This window comes from Pseudomonas sp. Z8(2022), from assembly GCF_025837155.1.
Lineage (GTDB): Bacteria > Pseudomonadota > Gammaproteobacteria > Pseudomonadales > Pseudomonadaceae > Aquipseudomonas.
In genome coordinates this window covers 1966231-1983948 of record NZ_CP107549.1, presented here as the reverse complement: position 1 = coordinate 1983948, position 17718 = coordinate 1966231, and the positions used below count along the sequence as shown (strand labels likewise).

The 17718-nt window shown below is 60.0% G+C and carries 13 protein-coding genes, 2 rRNA genes and 1 pseudogene; 7 read left to right on the top strand and 9 right to left on the bottom strand.

Features of this window, described 5'->3' with window-relative positions:
* Positions 1–345 precede the first annotated feature (345 nt).
* On the top strand, positions 346–1932 hold the full coding sequence (locus OEG79_RS09385; RefSeq protein WP_264148453.1) for an ABC-F family ATPase: 1587 nt from the start codon (positions 346–348) through the stop codon (positions 1930–1932).
* Between the two features lie 52 nt (positions 1933–1984).
* Here OEG79_RS09385 and OEG79_RS09380 read toward each other — a convergent pair whose 3' ends face one another.
* Positions 1985–2593 carry an FMN-dependent NADH-azoreductase gene (locus OEG79_RS09380; RefSeq protein ID WP_264148452.1) on the bottom strand — a complete coding sequence of 203 codons (609 nt, stop codon included), beginning with the start codon at positions 2591–2593 and terminating at the stop codon, positions 1985–1987.
* A gap of 119 nt (positions 2594–2712) precedes the next feature.
* Between OEG79_RS09380 and OEG79_RS09375 the strand changes: the two genes are divergently transcribed.
* Positions 2713–3615 (top strand): LysR substrate-binding domain-containing protein, encoded by a 903-nt coding sequence (locus OEG79_RS09375; protein ID WP_220803288.1) that lies wholly within the window; start codon positions 2713–2715, stop codon positions 3613–3615.
* Here the strand turns inward: OEG79_RS09375 and OEG79_RS09370 are convergent, their stop codons facing one another.
* Positions 3616–5298, bottom strand: coding sequence for a methyl-accepting chemotaxis protein (locus tag OEG79_RS09370; protein WP_264148451.1), 1683 nt, complete (start codon positions 5296–5298; stop codon positions 3616–3618). It lies immediately after the preceding gene.
* A gap of 115 nt (positions 5299–5413) precedes the next feature.
* Entirely contained in the window at positions 5414–6730 is a 1317-nt protein-coding gene (locus OEG79_RS09365) for a Na+/H+ antiporter family protein (protein ID WP_264148450.1), read from the bottom strand.
* A gap of 180 nt (positions 6731–6910) precedes the next feature.
* On the opposite strand from OEG79_RS09365, the pseudogene OEG79_RS21275 reads away from it, so the two are divergent.
* The 3 genes and pseudogenes from OEG79_RS21275 to OEG79_RS09355 form a co-directional block, all read left to right on the top strand.
* Positions 6911–8149 (top strand): annotated as a pseudogene (locus OEG79_RS21275) (chemotaxis protein); the annotation flags it as partial.
* Between the two features lie 150 nt (positions 8150–8299).
* A complete protein-coding gene (locus OEG79_RS21270; protein WP_413247542.1) occupies positions 8300–9055 on the top strand; it encodes a methyl-accepting chemotaxis protein in 756 nt (251 codons plus the stop codon).
* A gap of 86 nt (positions 9056–9141) precedes the next feature.
* The gene (locus OEG79_RS09355; RefSeq protein WP_264148448.1) at positions 9142–9738 is read left to right on the top strand and encodes an NADPH-dependent FMN reductase; all 597 of its coding nucleotides are present in this window, start codon (positions 9142–9144) and stop codon (positions 9736–9738) included.
* An 82-nt stretch (positions 9739–9820) separates the two neighbouring features.
* Here OEG79_RS09355 and OEG79_RS09350 read toward each other — a convergent pair whose 3' ends face one another.
* Genes OEG79_RS09350 through OEG79_RS09335 form a run of 4 tightly spaced genes read right to left on the bottom strand, consistent with a single transcriptional unit; the run spans position 9821 to position 12421 of the window.
* Positions 9821–11134 carry an ATP-binding protein gene (locus OEG79_RS09350; RefSeq protein WP_264148447.1) on the bottom strand — a complete coding sequence of 438 codons (1314 nt, stop codon included), beginning with the start codon at positions 11132–11134 and terminating at the stop codon, positions 9821–9823.
* Positions 11131–11799 (bottom strand): response regulator transcription factor, encoded by a 669-nt coding sequence (locus tag OEG79_RS09345; RefSeq protein WP_264148446.1) that lies wholly within the window; start codon positions 11797–11799, stop codon positions 11131–11133. Before OEG79_RS09345 ends, OEG79_RS09350 begins: the two co-directional genes overlap by 4 nt.
* Entirely contained in the window at positions 11799–12113 is a 315-nt protein-coding gene (locus tag OEG79_RS09340) for a PepSY domain-containing protein (protein WP_264148445.1), read from the bottom strand. The genes OEG79_RS09345 and OEG79_RS09340 overlap by 1 nt, the downstream gene beginning before the upstream one ends.
* Positions 12113–12421, bottom strand: a complete 309-nt coding sequence (locus OEG79_RS09335; RefSeq protein ID WP_264148444.1) for a PepSY domain-containing protein — start codon at positions 12419–12421, stop codon at positions 12113–12115. The genes OEG79_RS09340 and OEG79_RS09335 overlap by 1 nt, the downstream gene beginning before the upstream one ends.
* A gap of 145 nt (positions 12422–12566) precedes the next feature.
* Here OEG79_RS09335 and OEG79_RS09330 point away from each other — a divergent pair, with 145 nt between their 5' ends.
* Both OEG79_RS09330 and queD read left to right on the top strand, forming a co-directional pair.
* A complete protein-coding gene (locus OEG79_RS09330) occupies positions 12567–13646 on the top strand; it encodes a patatin-like phospholipase family protein (protein ID WP_220803297.1) in 1080 nt (359 codons plus the stop codon).
* A gap of 108 nt (positions 13647–13754) precedes the next feature.
* A complete protein-coding gene (gene queD, locus OEG79_RS09325; protein ID WP_220803298.1) occupies positions 13755–14111 on the top strand; it encodes a 6-carboxytetrahydropterin synthase QueD in 357 nt (118 codons plus the stop codon).
* Positions 14112–14375: 264 nt separating this feature from the next.
* On the opposite strand, the gene rrf is transcribed toward queD, so the two are convergent.
* Positions 14376–14491: ribosomal RNA gene (gene rrf / locus OEG79_RS09320) — 5S ribosomal RNA — on the bottom strand.
* Between the two features lie 137 nt (positions 14492–14628).
* Positions 14629–17521 (bottom strand): 23S ribosomal RNA (locus tag OEG79_RS09315).
* Positions 17522–17718: the final 197 nt, after the last annotated feature.

Below are 17718 nucleotides of genomic sequence, written 5' to 3'. Positions count from 1 at the left end.
TGCAGGCGCCAGTGGCTTGCCAGCCCGGCCTGTCGACGCTACATGCTCGTGTGTCGCCTCTGGACAGACAATATGCTGTGCGCTCTCCACGATGGCTGAAGTTGCAGCCGCCAAGTGATACCATTGCTCGCTTCGACGCCGTCCTGAGCACCAACAAGCTACGGCGTCACGATGCCCGACACTCCCACCCATGCCTCACCAGCCTCAGCGGCTTGTCTGCCGGCAGGGTCGTAGCCTTCACCCACGCGCGCAAGTTCATCTTCCTCGATTCAGGGCGGGCCGAAGACTCGAAAGCGGGATACCCCCGGTAAACAGCGCACCTCAAGTTACTGATAGGTAAGTCCTTTGATCTCCACCGCTAACATCACCATGCAGTTCGGCGCCAAACCGCTGTTCGAGAACGTTTCCGTCAAGTTCAACAACGGCAATCGCTACGGACTGATCGGCGCCAATGGCTGCGGCAAGTCCACCTTCATGAAGATCCTCGGCGGCGATCTGGAGCCGTCTGCCGGCCAGGTGATGCTCGAGCCGAACGTACGCCTGGGCAAACTGCGCCAGGATCAGTTCGCCTACGAAGAATTCAACGTGATCGACACCGTGATCATGGGCCATGAGGAGTTGTGGAGGGTCAAGGCCGAGCGTGACCGTATCTACTCGCTGCCGGAAATGAGCGAAGAGGACGGCATGAAGGTTGGCGAGCTGGAAGGCGAATTCGCCGAGATGGACGGCTACACCGCCGAATCCCGCGCCGGCGAGCTGCTGCTCGGCCTGGGTATTCCGCTGGAGCAGCACTTCGGCCCGATGAGCGAAGTGGCGCCGGGCTGGAAGCTGCGCGTGCTCCTGGCCCAGGCCTTGTTCGCCGACCCGGACGTGCTGCTGCTCGATGAGCCGACCAACCACCTGGACATCAACACCATCCGCTGGCTGGAGTCGATCCTCACGGCGCGTAACAGCACCATGATCATCATTTCCCACGACCGTCACTTCCTCAATGCGGTCTGCACCCACATGGCCGACCTCGACTACGGTGAGCTGCGCCTGTTCCCGGGCAACTACGACGAGTACATGACGGCCTCCACCCAGGCCCGCGAACAACTGCTGGCTGACAACGCCAAGAAGAAGGCGCAGATCGCCGAGCTGCAGACCTTCGTCAGCCGCTTCTCGGCCAACGCCTCCAAGGCCAAGCAGGCCACCAGCCGTGCCAAGCAGATCGACAAGATCCAGCTGGCCGAGGTCAAGCCGTCGAGCCGCGTCAGCCCGTTCATCCGCTTCGACCAGAACAAGAAGCTGCACCGCCAGGCCGTGACCGTCGAGAAACTGTCCAAGGCCTTCGATGACAAGGTGCTGTTCAAAAACTTCAGTTTCACCATCGAGGCCGGCGAGCGCGTGGCCATCATCGGCCCCAACGGTATCGGCAAGACCACCCTGCTGCGCACCCTGGTCGGCGAGATGCAGCCGGACGCCGGCAGCGTGAAGTGGACCGACAGCGCCGAGGTCGGCTACTACGCCCAGGACCACGCCCACGACTTCGAGACCGACGAAACCCTGTTCGAGTGGATGGGCCAGTGGACCAGCGGCGAGCAGAACATTCGCGCAGCCCTGGGCCGCATGCTGTTCTCCTCCGACGAAATCCAGAAGTCGGTCAAGGTGCTCTCCGGTGGTGAACAGGGCCGCATGCTGTTCGGCAAGCTGGCCTGTCAGAAGCCCAACGTGCTGGTGATGGACGAACCGACCAACCACCTCGACATGGAATCGATCGAAGCGCTCAACCTGGCACTGGAGAACTACCCGGGCACGCTGATCTTCGTCAGCCACGACCGTGAATTCGTCAGCTCCCTGGCCACGCGCATCATCGAACTGAGCGACAACGGCGTGACCGACTTCAGCGGCACCTATGACGACTACCTGCGCAGCCAGGGCATCATCGTCTGACCCCCTGCCCCAGGCACAAAAAGCCCGCGAAAGCGGGCTTTTTTATTTCGCCTCAGGCGGCGACGAACAGCTCGGCAATTCGCTGACCGGCGCCATTCAGGGCCTCGGCGCGAGGCTCCTCGCCGTAGGACAGGCCTTCGGCACGGACGATCTCGATCTCCTCGATGCCGAGGAAGTTGAGCACGTACACCAGATAATCCTCGTGCGCCTGACCACTCGGCTGACCGGCATGCAGGCCGCCGGCCGTGGAAACGATCACCACTTTCTTGCCGCCTGCCAGCCCTACAGGGCCGCTTTCGGTATAGCGGAAGGTCTTGCCGGCTACCGCGATCCGATCAATCCAGGCCTTGAGCTGGGTGGGGATGGTGAAGTTGTACATCGGCGCACCGATGACGATGGCATCGGCCGCAATAAACTCTTCCAGCGTGCGTTCGGCCAGCTCGGCTTCGTGCTTCTGCGCAGCATCGCGCAATTCGGCCGGCGTACCAGCGGCGACCAGGCTGGCAGCGGAGAGGTGACTGATCGCGTCGCTGGCCAGATCGCGGTAAGTCACCTGGGCATTCGGCGCGACAACGCCCCAGGCCTCGACCACGGCGCGGCTGAGCTGACGGGAAGCGGATGCATCGCCGAGGATGCTGGAATCGAGGTGCAGTAGGTTCATGGCGTATCTCCAGAGTGTGATGCGACGTAACGGTGCGTTGGCGGAGATACTATCCATGAAGCCAATAGCCGATAAGATCGCAAAAATGCGATGCTTCGTCCCATATATAGGACACTGAAATGCAAGACCTCAACGACTTGTTCTACTTCGCCAAAGTGGTGGAGGCCGGTGGTTTCACCGCTGCCGGAAGGCTGCTAGGCATTCCCAAGTCACGTTTGTCACGACGCATCGCAGAATTGGAACACCGCCTGGGCGCACGCCTGCTGCAGCGTTCGACGCGCAAGCTGGCACTCACCGATATCGGCGAACGCTACCTGCGTCATTGCCAGGCGATGCTGCTGGAAGCCGAACAGGCCGAGGAAACCGTGGCCAACCTGACCAGCGAGCCGCGCGGCCGGGTGCGGTTCTCAACGCCACCTGGCGTGACGCTGCTGCCGGACCTGATCAGCGAGTTCCTGAAGCGCTACCCCAGGGTGCAGCTGGAAGTACTGCAGACAAGCCGCCGCGTCGACCTGCTCAACGAGGCCGTGGATGTGGCCCTGCGCGTGCGTAACGTCAATGATGAAGAACCCAGCCTGATCACACGCCGCCTGCTGCCTGCGCGCGCCCATATCGTGGCGCACCCGGAGCTGATCAGCGGGCTGAACCTGGAACAGCCTGAGGATCTCCAGCAACTGCCGGCTCTGGGTTCGATTCGCGCAGATCGGCGTATCCATCTGCGCTTCTGTCACGCCACGACGCAGCAAGTTCGGGAAATTGCCCTGGAAGCACGCCTGGCGGTCGACGACTTTCCCATGCGCAAGGCTGCAGCATTGGCGGGGATCGGCATCACGCTGCTACCGACCACGCATTGTCACGAGGAACTGGCCGACGGTCGTCTCATCGCCCTGCTGCCGCAGTGGACCGTACCGCAAGGCCACATCCAGCTGGCCTATACCCACAGGCGCGGCATGTCGCCAGCAGTCCGCGCCTGGATCGAACTGCTGAGCGACGCTTTCAGCCGCTGGAGCTACCCGGTCTGATCAGATGCGGAACTGACGCACCAGCGCTCCCAGACGCTCACCGAGACCCGCCAGGCTGCGAGCCGTCTGCGCGCCGCGCTCGGTTTCATCGGCGACGCTGTCCACGGCAACCGCGATCTGGTGCACGCTGCGGTTGATCTCCTCGGCCACAGCGGTCTGCTCCTCTGCGGCGCTGGCGATCTGCGCGTTCATCGCGTTGATGGTGGCGATCAGTTGAGCGATGGCATCGAGGGATTCTCCGGCCTTGTTGGCCTGCTCGCTGGTCAGTTCGCCGGCATCGCTGGAGCGCCGCATCGAACTCACCGACTGCTGCGTGCCCTGCTGCAGACGATCGATCATGCCCTGGATTTCCTGAGTGCTCTGCTGGGTACGGCTGGCCAGCGCCCGCACCTCATCGGCGACCACGGCGAAACCTCGCCCGGCTTCACCGGCACGCGCCGCCTCGATGGCCGCGTTGAGCGCCAGCAGGTTGGTCTGCTCGGCAATGGAGCGAATCACATCGAGCACGCTGACGATCGACTGCACGTCCTGCTGCAGGCTGTCGAGCGAGACACCACTGCTGCGGATGTCCTCTACCAGCGAATGAATACGCTGGATGCTGCCGTCGACCACACTCTTCGCCGCCTGACCTTCGCGGTCGGTCTGCTGCGCGGCTTCTGCGGCGTTCTGCGCACTTTTCGCGACTTCGTGAGCAGCGGCCGACATTTCGTTGATCGCCGTGGCCACCTGATCGGTCTCGTGGCGCTGCTGTGCCATCGCCTGCTCCGAACGTTGCGCCTGCTCGGAAACCTGATTGACCAACTCGGTGAGCTGCCCGGTCATCTCGACGATCTGCCGAACCAGACCGTGCACCTTCTCGACAAACCGGTTGAACGAGCCGGACAGTTGCCCCAGTTCATCATCACTGGTCACGGGCAAACGACGGGTCAGGTCGCCCTCACCCGCCGCGATGTCGTCGAGGTTGTCCTTGATCTGCTGCAGCGGACGCAGGAATGCGTTACCCAGCCATACGCCGACCGCCCCGAACACCAGCAGCAGAATCACCGCCACGACCACGATGCTGGTGATGATGGTGTTGATACGCTGGTCGATATCTTTCTGCACCTCGCTGATCTGCGCCTCGATGCCATCGAGGTTCAGTGCGGTGCCAAGAGCCATGTCCCACTTCGGCAGGTAGTAGCTGTAGGCGAGCTTGGGCACCATCACCGATTCATTGCCTGGCAGCGGCGAGGAATAGTTGACGAAGTAGCTGTTGTTCTTCGCCACGTTGACCAGCTCGCGGTTGATGTAGACGCCGTTGGAGTCGCGCCGGTCAGCCAGGTTCTTGCCGACATCCACCGGGCTGTCACCACGGAACAGGCGCACCACGTTGGAATCGTGGCCGAAGAAGTAGCCATCTGCGCCGTACTTGATCTTGGAAAGAATGGCGATGGCCTGTTCGCGACTGGCCATGTCACCCTCTGCGGCGCTGTCGTAGAGCCCCTTCACGGAGCCCAGGGCGATCTGGATGTAATGCTCCAGCTCGGTGCGTTTTTCCTGCAGCAAGCGCTCGCGCGTCTCGGCCACTTCGTCAACCGCAAGGTTCTGCAGGACTCGCGCGGCGGTGCCACTGAGCACCAGCGCGAAGAGGATGACGGGAACCAGCGCGAGCAGGATCACTTTGCTTTTTAATGTGAGGCGCATTCTTGTTGTCCTTCTTATGCGGAAGCAAAACGGGGCTACCGATGTATCGGCAGCCCCGTGGAAGAATTAAGCGACCCCACGCGCCGAAAACTTAATTCGGCGTCGGCTCACGCCGTCAGAGGAGCATGGCGGCCGCCCAGCCGAACGCCAGCAGCGGCAGGTTGTAGTGCAGGAAGGTAGGCACCACGCTGTCCCAGATGTGATTGTGCTGACCATCGGCGTTGAGCCCCGAGGTCGGGCCAAGCGTGGAGTCCGATGCCGGGGAACCGGCATCGCCCAGAGCACCGGCGGTGCCGACGATGCAGACGATGGCCAGCGGGCTGAAGCCCAGCTGGATGCACAGCGGCACGAAGATCGCGGCGATGATCGGCACGGTGGAGAACGACGAGCCGATGCCCATGGTCACCAGCAGTCCCACTAGCAGCATCATGAACACGCCAAGGCCACGGCTGTTGCCAATCCACTCGGCAGAGGCATCCACCAGGCTCTTGACCTCGCCAGTGGCGGTCATCACCTCGGCGAAACCCTGGGCGGAGATCATAATGAAGCCGATCATGGCCATCATTTTCATGCCTTCGGTGAACAGGCCGTCCGCCTCTTTCCAGCGCACCACGCCGGACACCGAAAAGATCACGAAGCCGACCAGCGCGCCGATGATCATCGAATCCAGCCACAGCTGCACGACGAACGCCACGGCGATGGCCCCCCCCGCAACCAGCAGGCTCAGCGGGTTGTACTGAACATCGACGCGCTCGCTCTGGGCAACCTTATCCAGGTCATACGCGCGCTTGCCGCGATAACTGAACAGCACCGCCACGAGCAGGCCGAAAAGCATGCCCAGCGCCGGGATCGCCATGGCCTGGGTGACGCTGATCCCGGAGACATCGACACCGGACTTGGCGACGTTGGCCAGCAGGATCTCGTTAAGGAAGATGCCGCCAAAGCCAACCGGCAGGAACATGTACGGCGTGATCAGTCCGAAGGTCAGCACACAGGCAATCAGACGGCGGTCGAGCTGCAACTTGCTCAACACGTAGAGCAGCGGCGGAACGAGCAATGGAATGAAGGCGATGTGAATCGGCAGCAGGTTCTGCGAGGAGATCGCGACCGCCAGCAGCAATGCGATCATCAGCCATTTCAATCTGCCGCCACCTTCATGTTGCTTGTCGACCAGTGCCAGAGCATGGTCCGCCAGGGCATGCGCCAGGCCGGATTTGGCGATTGCCACGGCAAAAGCGCCGAGCAGAGCGTAAGACAATGCAACCGTCGCCCCGCCGCCCAGTCCCTGGTTGAACGCCTGCAGCGTGCCCTCAATACCCAGCCCACCCAGCAGGCCACCGGCCAGCGCACCGATGATCAGCGCCACAACCACGTGTACGCGACAGAGACTGAGGACCAGCATGATGCCGACCGCAGCGATTACAGCGTTCATAGTACTCCACCTGAACAGCGCAAAAACTGCCTAATTTGCCGCATGCCGACTATTCTGTCAAAACCGCCCTTCGTTCAGAATCCAAAGCACGGCGTGCGAAATTCAGAGCATAATGTCCGTCGATAAAGAAAGCCCTGCGCTTACCGATACCCTGTTACTCCCTGCAGAAAGGAACGCACCATGCTGTTCAGTCGTCTTTCCATCCAATGGAAGATCACCCTGCTCGCCGGCATGTGCCTTCTCGCCATCGTCACATTGCTGGTGGGCGCCTCGCAGTATCAGTCCAGCCGCAGTGCCACGCTGGTGCGTGACGCCAGCTCCGGCATGCTCGAAGAAAGTGCCAAGCTGCGCCTGAGGGCCCGTGGCGAGTTGCAGGCGATCCGTATCCAGCGCTATTTCATGGACACCTATCAGTACGGCAAGGGATTTTCCCGGCAGATCCTCTTTCTGCGCGAGCAAGCGGAGAAACGCTTCCTCGATGCCTTCGATCTGCGCGAGGACATGACTCGCCAGGTACGCGGCAGCCTGGAGGCCAACCCCGGGTTGCTGGGCCTGTACCTGGTGTTCGAGCCCAACGCGCTCGATGGCAAGGATGAGCTGTTCACCGATCAGCCCGATCTCGGCAGCAATGAACGCGGGCGCTTCGCACTCTATTGGGCGCAGCCCACGGCCGGCCAGCTGGAATCCGAGGCAATGGGCGAAGAACTGCTCGACGACTCCACGCCCGGGGCCAACGGCATCGCCTACAACACCTGGTACACCTGCCCACGCGAGACGCGCCAACCCTGCGTGCTGGAGCCGTATTACGACGATATCGGAGACCAGCGCATTCTGATGACCAGCATCGCCTTCCCGCTGGAGCTCGACGGCAAGATCATCGGCGTGATGGGCATGGACATCAGCTTGTCCAATCTGCAGAAAATCAGCCAGGAGGCCAACCGCGAGCTGTACGACGGCCAGGGGCATATCAGCATCTTCAGCCCCAGCGCGTTGCTGGCAGGACACAGCCGCGACGGCAGCCTGCTGAGCCAGCCCGTGGAACGTGTCTATGCCGCTCATGCTGGCGAACTGCGCGGCCTGTTCCAGGCAGGCAACGCGGCCGAACTGAAGCATGACGACATGCTGCGCGAAATCATTCCGTTCAAACCGATTCCCGAGGCCAAGCCCTGGTCGGTGCTGCTGGAAGTGCCACAGGACGTCTTGCTGGCGCGCGCCATCAAACTGGGCGAAGAACTCGACGCCAACCGTGCCAGTGATAGCCTGGTCGCGTTGCTGATGGGCCTGATTGCGGTGATTGCGGGCCTGCTGCTGATGTGGCTGACGGCGCGCGGCGTGACCCGACCGATTCTCGGCGTAGCGGCCATGCTCAAGGACATCGCCAGCGGCGAAGGCGACCTGACCCGTCGCCTGCAGTACGCCAGGCAGGACGAACTGGGCGAACTGGCCGGCTGGTTCAACCGTTTCCTCGACAAGCTGCAGCCGATCATCGCCGACGTTAAGAACAGCGTGCTCGATGCCCGCGGCACGGCCGACAAATCCGCAGCCATCGCCAGTCAGACCAGCGCCGGCATGCAGCAACAGTATCGCGAGGTCGATCAGGTGGCGACCGCCTTCCAGGAGATGAGCGCCACCGCGCAGGATGTCGCACATAACGCGGCGCAGGCCGCAGAGGCCGCACGCAACGCCGACCTAGCCAGCCGCGAGGGTCAGCAGGTGATCGACCGCACCACCAGCACCATCGACCTGCTGGCAAATGAGATGAACGTGGCCATGCAGGAAGTCGAAGGCCTGGCCAGCAGCAGCGAACAGATCGGTTCGGTACTCGAGGTGATCCGCTCGATTGCCGAGCAGACCAACCTCCTCGCCCTAAACGCGGCCATCGAGGCGGCACGCGCCGGCGAAGCTGGCCGTGGTTTTGCCGTGGTTGCCGACGAAGTGCGCAACCTGGCCAAACGCACTCAGGATTCGGTCGAAGAAATTCGCCAGGTGATCGAAGGCCTGCAGAGCGGCACCCGTGAAGTGGTCAGCACCATGCACAGCAGCCATCGCCAGGCACAGGACAGCGTCGAGCAGGTGCAACAGGCCGTGGCCGCGCTGCAGCGCATCAGCCAGGCTGTCAGCCTGATCACCGACATGAACCTGCAGATCGCGAGCGCCGCCGAGGAACAGAGTTCGGTGGCCGAAGAAATCAACCGTAACGTCGCGTCGATCCGTGACGTGACCGAGTCCATTACCGCGCAGGCCGATGAATCGGCGCAAGTGAGCCAGGACCTGAATCGCCTGGCCAATCACCAGCAGAGCCTGATGGACCAGTTCCGCGTATGACGCCAAATCATCCCTGATCTGGCGGTGCTTCCCTTGCAGCGCAGGCCGGCAATCGCCTAGCCTGCGTTCTTTTTTGGGGAAGCAACATGCTCAATATCGCCTTGGTCGCCGGCTCCAGCCGTAACAACAGCCAGTCGGGAAAGGTGGCTCGCGCACTGCGTCAGCGCCTGATCGAGATGGGTCATACCACTCAGGAAACCAGCAGCGTCATCGATCTGGGTCTGGCGCCTCTGCCGCTGTGGCCGACGGAGGATGCCGGTCCTTGGAGCATGTACCAGCAGCAACTGGCAGCCGCCGATGCAGTGGTGATCATCGCACCGGAGTGGAACGGCATGGCCTGTCCGGCGATCAAGAACTTCTTCATCTATGCCAGCAAGGCGGAACTGGCGCATAAACCCGGCCTGCTGGTTGGCGTTTCCTCCGGTATTGGCGGCGCCTACCCAATCGGTGAGTTGCGCGCCTCCAGCTACAAGAACTGTCGTCTGTGCTATCTGCCGGAGCACCTGATCGTGCGCCAGGTCGAGAAGGTTCTGAATGGCCCGCAGCCAGCGGACGAAGCCGATGAGCGAATCCGTGCCCGAATCGATTACGCGCTCGACGTGCTGGTACGCTACGCTCACGCCCTGCAGCCGGTGCGGGCTGCCATCAACTTCGACAATCCGGCCTTCGCCAACGGCATGTAACTACTGCAAGGTGGTGGCCGCAAAGGCGTTTGCGGCCGTTTGCAGTCGCCAGGCGGTGCGTCGCCTGGCGACCGCCAGAGCTTCAACGCCGTGGCAGACTGACCTGTACTCGCAAGCCCCCCAGTGGACTTTCCTGCAGATCGATACGACCGTTCCAGGCCTCGATGATATCGCGCACGATTCCCAGCCCCAGACCGTGCCCCGCTACCTGCTCGTCCAGCCGGGTGCCGCGGCCAAGCACCGCCTCGCGGCGTGAGGCATCGATGCCCGGACCATCATCATCGACATACAGAAGATAACCGTCGGCGCTCTCCTCCACTGTCAACTGCACGCGCTGCCGCGCCCATTTGCAGGCGTTGTCCAGCAGATTGCCAAGCAGCTCCAGCAGGTCCTCGCGGTCACGCGGCAGAACCAGGCCAACCGGCGCCTGCCAGTCAAGGCTCAAACCGCGGTCATGGATCATCGACAAGGTGGCAAACAGTCCCGGCAGCTCCTGCGCGCAATCGAAACGCGCGCCCGGCAGGACCTCACCGGCCAGACGCGCGCGCCCCAGTTCGCGACCAAGACGCTGCTCGATCTGCTCCAGTTGCTCGCGCATGCTCGCGCGCAACTCCGGATGTGTGGCCATCTCCTCCCGTCCGGCCAGACTGATCAGCACTGCCAGCGGTGTCTTGAGCGCATGACCAAGGTTCCCCAGTGCATTACGCGAACGCTTGAGGGTGTCCTCTGTATGCGCCAACAGGTGGTTGATCTGTGCGACCAGCGGTTCCAGCTCCTCCGGCACCTCGGCATCCAGATCGGTACGCCGCCCCTGCTGCAACTGCGCGATCTGCTGGCGCACCTGCTCCAGCGGGCGTAGCGCGCGGCGCACGGTGTAGCGCTGGGCAATCAGTATCAGCAACAGTGCGGCACCGCCCAGCCCCAGGCCCACCCACTGCATGCGGCGAAAGCTCTGCAGTATCGGCTCGTAGTCCTGCGCCACGCTGATCGAGAGATTCTCGCCATAGCGGCGGTAATCGGCTCGGTAGATCAGCAACAACTGGCCTTGCGGACCATCGCCCAGCTCAGCCTGCATGCCGGTACCATCGGGTCTGAGCAGCTCACGATCCCACAGCGAGCGCGAACGCCAGCTACGGTCGGAAAAATCGATACGGAAGTAATGCCCGGAAAATTGCCGCTGAAAAGAAGGGTCAAGGCGTCGCTCATCCAGCTGTATGCCCGAAGGCCCACGCACCAGCGCCGCCAGCAGTCCTTGCGCCTCGTCGCGCAGATCTTCTTCCAGATAGGCGCGCAGACCACGATCGAATACCCAGAGGCTGGCCTGTGCCAGAACCAATCCGACCAGCAACAGCGTCGCGGCCAGGCCGATACCGAGCCGGCGCTGAATGGACCTCAACCCTGCTCTCCGGTAAAGCGATAGCCTTGCCCGCGGCGCGTCTCGATCACGTTGCGTCCGAGCTTGCCGCGCAGCCGATTGACGTGTACTTCGATGACATTGGAGTCGCGCTCGGTCTCCCCGTCGTATAGATGGTCGGCGAGATGACTCTTGGAGAGGATCTGCCCCGGGTGCAGCATGAAATAACGCAGCAAACGAAACTCGGCAGCGGTCAGGTCGACGGCCTCACCACCAGACGTCACGCATTGACGGCTTTCATCCAGTTGCAGACCGGCAGCCTCCAGTTGCGGCTGGTTGGCCAGGCCATGGGCACGACGCAACAGCGCCTGTATGCGCAGTGCCAGCTCTTCGGGATGGAAGGGTTTGGTCAGGTAATCGTCGGCACCGGTCTTGAGACCCTCGATGCGCTCGGCCCAGGAACCACGCGCCGTCAGTACCAGCACCGGTGTCGCCAGGCCGCCGGCGCGCCATTCCTGCAGCACCTCGAGGCCCGGCTTACCCGGCAGGCCCAGGTCGAGAATGATCAGGTCATACGGCTCGCTCGCCCCCTGATAGGCCGCGTCACGTCCATCGGCCAGCCAGTCCACGGCGTAGCCCTGGCGAGTCAGGCTCGCAGTCAGCTCATCGGCCAGAGGGACATTGTCTTCCACCAGCAACAGGCGCATCAGTCGTCTTCCTCATCCTTCAGAATATTGCCGTTGCGGGCATCCAGTTCGATTTCACGCACCACGCCCGAAGTGGTCAGGATCTCGACTTCATAAACCAGCACTCCGTCTTCCTCCTCCAACTCCGCTTCGAGCAAAGTAGAGCCGGGATAGGCATTGCCGACGTGATGCATCAACTGCTCAAAGGGCATGATGACGCCCTCGCGGCGCAAACGCAGGGCCTCATCCTGGTCGAGGTCACGCGCAGCGCCAGGCCCAATGGCAAAGCCGCAGGCCAGAAGCAGCAACAGCGTGAAGGTACGACGAAACTTCATCAATCGTCCTGGTGGTTCTTGAGAATTTCCCCGGTACTGGCATCCAGCTCCAGGTCCCATTGCACGCCTTGAGCGTCGCGCAGCTCGATCTGATAGATATAGCGGCCGTATTCATCTTCCAGCTCGGTTTCCTCGATGCGTGCCCCCGGGTGCTGAGCCAGAGCCGCTTCATTGAGCTGTTCGAAAGACTTGATGGTTCCGGCGTCACGCAGGCGCAAGGCCTCGTCCGGGCCGAGATCGCGCGCCTGAGCCATGGTAGCGGCGCTGACGAGAGTGGCAAGCGTTGCAAGCGTGAGCAGTCGTTTCATGGAATTCTCCAGCAGTAGTTCAGTGACTGCCACTCTAGTCCCGAGCACTTAATTCAAGCTGAATTCACCTGCGTCATTCACGACGTGAAGTCGCTTGGCCTGCTCCATCAGCGCTCTATAATCGCCTGTTCGAAAGGAGCCATCGATGAGCACGATCCACATCAAGTCCCCTGCCCTGACATTGAAGGCGGGCCCCAAAGCCTTGGCGCGAATTCGCCAGAATGGCCTGAGCCCGGCGGATGTCGGCATTCTGCCGGGCGCGGCTGGCGGCCCCAAAGGCATCGGCATTCAGGGTCTGGATCTCGCGCTGTTCGGTGACTGGCTGCCCCGAGCTCCGCGTGAGCGCGCTCTGGTCGGCGCCTCCATCGGCTCCTGGCGCTTTGCCAGCGCCTGCCTGCCGGATCCAGCCGAAGGAATTCGTCGACTCGGCGAGCTGTATACCTCTCAGCGATTCGCCAGGCGCGTGACCATGGCAGAGGTATCGCGCAGTTGCAGGCAGATGCTCGCCGAACTGCTCGCCGACCAGGACGAAGCCATCATCGCCAACCCGCACTATCGCTTGCATATCGTCGTGGTGAAAAGCCATGGCCTGCTGCAGCACGATCATCGCGGAAAACTGAGCCTCGGCCTGTCATCGGTGATCGGCAACAACCTGTTGGCCCGCCAGCGCCTGGGGCGTCATTTTGACCGGGTCATACTGCACGACGCACGGCAAACCCCACCGTTCGGGGAACTCAGAGACTTCCGCTCACACTTCCATACCCTGACCGCGGAGAACCTGCGTCACGCCTTGCTCGCATCGGGCTCGATTCCCATGGTGATGGAGGCGATTCGCGAGATACCTGGCTTGGAGCCAGGCGCTTATCGTGATGGCGGCCTGCTCGACTACCATCTTGATCTGCCCTACGGCGGCGACGATATCGTCCTCTACCCGCACTTCACCGATCGCGTGATTCCAGGCTGGTTCGACAAGACCATGCCGTGGCGCCGTGGCGACCGTACTCGCCTGCAGAATGCCGTGCTAATCGCCCCTTCGCGGGAGTATCTGGCGCGCCTGCCGCACGGCAAACTGCCGGATCGCACCGACTTCAAACGCTACCTGGGCAACGACGATGGCCGCGAGCGCTATTGGCGTCAGGCCATGGCAGAGAGCGCGCGACTCGGTGATGAATTTCTCGAGCTAGTCGAAAACGGCCGTCTGGCTGAACGCCTGCAACCACTTTGATGGGCACGCTCAACGTAGAGCGGATGTGATCAGGCATCTATCTACAGAGCTGATAAACTGCACCGCTCAACGCCAATCAGGCGGAATCATCTACGCGAGCGCTGTTCAGTGGAATTGTTCAAAGAGTTCATCTTCGAGGCGGCCCATCGCCTTCCCCACGTACCGGCAGGCCACAAGTGCGGCCGTCTGCACGGTCACTCCTTCCGGGTCGCGATCTATATCGAAGGTGATGTCGATCCCCATACCGGCTGGATTCGCGACTTCTCCGAGATCAAGGCGATCTTCAAGCCAATCTACGAACAACTCGATCACAACTATCTGAACGAAATCCCCGGCCTGGAAAACCCAACCAGCGAAGTGCTCGCCAAGTGGATCTGGCAACAGGTCAAGCCGCTGCTCCCGGAGCTGTCCCGCGTACGCATCCACGAAACCTGCACCAGTGGCTGCGAATACCGCGGCGACTGACCGCGCTCAGAGACGCAAAGGCCACCCTCGCGGTGGCCTTTTCGTTGACGCCTGGCAACGCGCCTCTCCGTAGACAGTGCTGCATGCGCCGGTTTTTTCGGCGCGGAAAAGAAGAAACCCCAGACCGCTTTGGAGATCTGGGGTTTCGTATAGGAGTTTGACGAGGATTTGGCCGGCACTCCGGGATCTCACCGTCACGCGCCATTTTTTGCGCAGATAGAAGAACGCCCAGTCTGCGTTAGCAAACTGGGCGTTCGTATAGGAGCTTGACGATGACCTACTCTCACATGGTGAAGCACCACACTACCATCGGCGATGCGTCGTTTCACTTCTGAGTTCGGGATGGGATCAGGTGGTTCCAACGCTCTATGGTCGTCAAGCAATTCGGTTGGGATGTCGTCATGGACGCTATCCCTTGGATACGTGATAGAGGCTTGTAGCTCTCGCAAATTTTCGGCTTTCTGTCGACTTCACCATCGACACCCTCTGCTTTGAGGGCAGATTGTTTGGGTGTTATATGGTCAAGCCTCACGGGCAATTAGTATTGGTTAGCTCAACGCCTCACAGCGCTTACACACCCAACCTATCAACGTCGTAGTCTTCGACGGCCCTTTAGGGAGCTCAAGGCTCCAGTGAGATCTCATCTTGAGGCAAGTTTCCCGCTTAGATGCTTTCAGCGGTTATCTCTTCCGAACATAGCTACCCGGCAATGCCACTGGCGTGACAACCGGAACACCAGAGGTTCGTCCAACCCGGTCCTCTCGTACTAAGGTCAGCCCCTCTCAAATCTCAAACGTCCACGGCAGATAGGGACCGAACTGTCTCACGACGTTCTAAACCCAGCTCGCGTACCACTTTAAATGGCGAACAGCCATACCCTTGGGACCGGCTTCAGCCCCAGGATGTGATGAGCCGACATCGAGGTGCCAAACACCGCCGTCGATATGAACTCTTGGGCGGTATCAGCCTGTTATCCCCGGAGTACCTTTTATCCGTTGAGCGATGGCCCTTCCATACAGAACCACCGGATCACTAAGACCTACTTTCGTACCTGCTCGACGTGTCTGTCTCGCAGTCAAGCGCGCTTTTGCCTTTATACTCTACGACCGATTTCCGACCGGTCTGAGCGCACCTTCGTACTCCTCCGTTACTCTTTGGGAGGAGACCGCCCCAGTCAAACTACCCACCATACACTGTCCTCGATCCGGATGACGGACCAGAGTTAGAACCTCAAGGTTGCCAGGGTGGTATTTCAAGGATGGCTCCATGAGAACTGGCGTCCCCACTTCAAAGCCTCCCACCTATCCTACACAAGCAAGCTCAAAGTCCAGTGCAAAGCTATAGTAAAGGTTCACGGGGTCTTTCCGTCTAGCCGCGGATACACTGCATCTTCACAGCGATTTCAATTTCACTGAGTCTCGGGTGGAGACAGCGCCGCCATCGTTACGCCATTCGTGCAGGTCGGAACTTACCCGACAAGGAATTTCGCTACCTTAGGACCGTTATAGTTACGGCCGCCGTTTACCGGGGCTTCGATCAAGAGCTTCGCTTGCGCTAACCCCATCAATTAACCTTCCGGCACCGGGCAGGCGTCACACCCTATACGTCCACTTTCGTGTTTGCAGAGTGCTGTGTTTTTAATAAACAGTCGCAGCGGCCTGGTATCTTCGACCGGCATGGGCTTACGTAGTAAATACTTCACCCTCACCGGCGCACCTTCTCCCGAAGTTACGGTGCCATTTTGCCTAGTTCCTTCACCCGAGTTCTCTCAAGCGCCTTGGTATTCTCTACCTAACCACCTGTGTCGGTTTGGGGTACGGTTCCTAGTTACCTGAAGCTTAGAAGCTTTTCCTGGAAGCATGGCATCAACCACTTCGCATTCTAAAAGAACGCTCGTCATCAGCTCTCGGCCTTGATCTCCCGGATTTACCTAAGAAACCAGCCTACAACCTTAAACACGGACAACCAACGCCGTGCTGGCCTAGCCTTCTCCGTCCCTCCATCGCAGTAACTAGAAGTACGGGAATATTAACCCGTTTCCCATCGACTACGCATTTCTGCCTCGCCTTAGGGGCCGACTAACCCTGCGTCGATTAACGTTGCGCAGGAAACCTTGGTCTTTCGGCGTGCGAGTTTTTCACTCGCATTGTCGTTACTCATGTCAGCATTCGCACTTCTGATACCTCCAGCAAGCTTCTCAACTCACCTTCACAGGCTTACAGAACGCTCCTCTACCGCTCACACAAAGTGTGAACCCGTAGCTTCGGTGTATGGTTTGAGCCCCGTTACATCTTCCGCGCAGGCCGACTCGACTAGTGAGCTATTACGCTTTCTTTAAAGGATGGCTGCTTCTAAGCCAACCTCCTAGCTGTCTAAGCCTTCCCACATCGTTTCCCACTTAACCATAACTTTGGGACCTTAGCTGACGGTCTGGGTTGTTTCCCTTTTCACGACGGACGTTAGCACCCGCCGTGTGTCTCCCGTGCTGACACTTGCTGGTATTCGGAGTTTGCATCGGTTTGGTAAGTCGGGATGACCCCCTAGCCGAAACAGTGCTCTACCCCCAGCAGTGATACACGAGGCGCTACCTAAATAGCTTTCGAGGAGAACCAGCTATCTCCGAGCTTGATTAGCCTTTCACTCCGATCCACAGGTCATCCGCTAACTTTTCAACGGTAGTCGGTTCGGTCCTCCAGTCAGTGTTACCTAACCTTCAACCTGCCCATGGATAGATCGCCCGGTTTCGGGTCTATACCCAGCGACTAAAGCGCCCTATTAAGACTCGCTTTCGCTACGCCTCCCCTATTCGGTTAAGCTCGCCACTGAATATAAGTCGCTGACCCATTATACAAAAGGTACGCAGTCACCCAACAAAGTGGGCTCCCACTGCTTGTACGCATACGGTTTCAGGTTCTATTTCACTCCCCTCTCCGGGGTTCTTTTCGCCTTTCCCTCACGGTACTGGTTCACTATCGGTCAGTCAGTAGTATTTAGCCTTGGAGGATGGTCCCCCCATGTTCAGACAAGGTTTCTCGTGCCCCGTCCTACTCGATTTCATTGATAAGAGCGTTTCGTGTACGGGGCTATCACCCACTACGGCGGCACTTTCCAGAGCCTTCCACTACACTCAAATCAACTTAAGGGCTAGTCCCCGTTCGCTCGCCACTACTTAGGGAATCTCGGTTGATTTCTTTTCCTCAGGGTACTTAGATGTTTCAGTTCCCCTGGTTCGCCTCTTGCACCTATGGATTCAGTACAAGATACCTAGGTTATCCTAGGTGGGTTCCCCCATTCAGAGATCTCTGGATCACAGTCTGTTTGCCGACTCCCCAAAGCTTTTCGCAGGCTACCACGTCTTTCATCGCCTCTGACTGCCAAGGCATCCACCGTATGCGCTTCTTCACTTGACCATATAACCCCAAGCAATCTGGTTACTGTCTCAATCGTGAAGACGACATTCGCCGAAAATTTGCGTCTTGAGAACTACAAATTTTGCCTTGATTAACAACGTGCAGTGAAACACGTCGTTAGTCACTTCTATCACATATCCAAATTTTTAAAGAACGAGTACCGGTCAAAAGACCAGAAATCAGCACTCAACAGGCAA

Bases quoted from the DNA above. Each gene is read 5' to 3' on its own strand.
- OEG79_RS09380 (WP_264148452.1), bottom strand. From the start codon at position 2,593: ATGAACCTACTGCACCTCGATTCCAGCATCCTCGGCGATGCATCCGCT.
- OEG79_RS09375 (WP_220803288.1), top strand. From the start codon at position 2,713: ATGCAAGACCTCAACGACTTGTTCTACTTCGCCAAAGTGGTGGAGGCC.
- OEG79_RS09370 (WP_264148451.1), bottom strand. From the start codon at position 5,298: ATGCGCCTCACATTAAAAAGCAAAGTGATCCTGCTCGCGCTGGTTCCC.
- OEG79_RS09365 (WP_264148450.1), bottom strand. From the start codon at position 6,730: ATGAACGCTGTAATCGCTGCGGTCGGCATCATGCTGGTCCTCAGTCTC.
- OEG79_RS21270 (WP_413247542.1), top strand. From the start codon at position 8,300: ATGCAGCAACAGTATCGCGAGGTCGATCAGGTGGCGACCGCCTTCCAG.
- OEG79_RS09355 (WP_264148448.1), top strand. From the start codon at position 9,142: ATGCTCAATATCGCCTTGGTCGCCGGCTCCAGCCGTAACAACAGCCAG.
- OEG79_RS09345 (WP_264148446.1), bottom strand. From the start codon at position 11,799: ATGCGCCTGTTGCTGGTGGAAGACAATGTCCCTCTGGCCGATGAGCTG.
- OEG79_RS09340 (WP_264148445.1), bottom strand. From the start codon at position 12,113: ATGAAGTTTCGTCGTACCTTCACGCTGTTGCTGCTTCTGGCCTGCGGC.
- OEG79_RS09335 (WP_264148444.1), bottom strand. From the start codon at position 12,421: ATGAAACGACTGCTCACGCTTGCAACGCTTGCCACTCTCGTCAGCGCC.
- OEG79_RS09330 (WP_220803297.1), top strand. From the start codon at position 12,567: ATGAGCACGATCCACATCAAGTCCCCTGCCCTGACATTGAAGGCGGGC.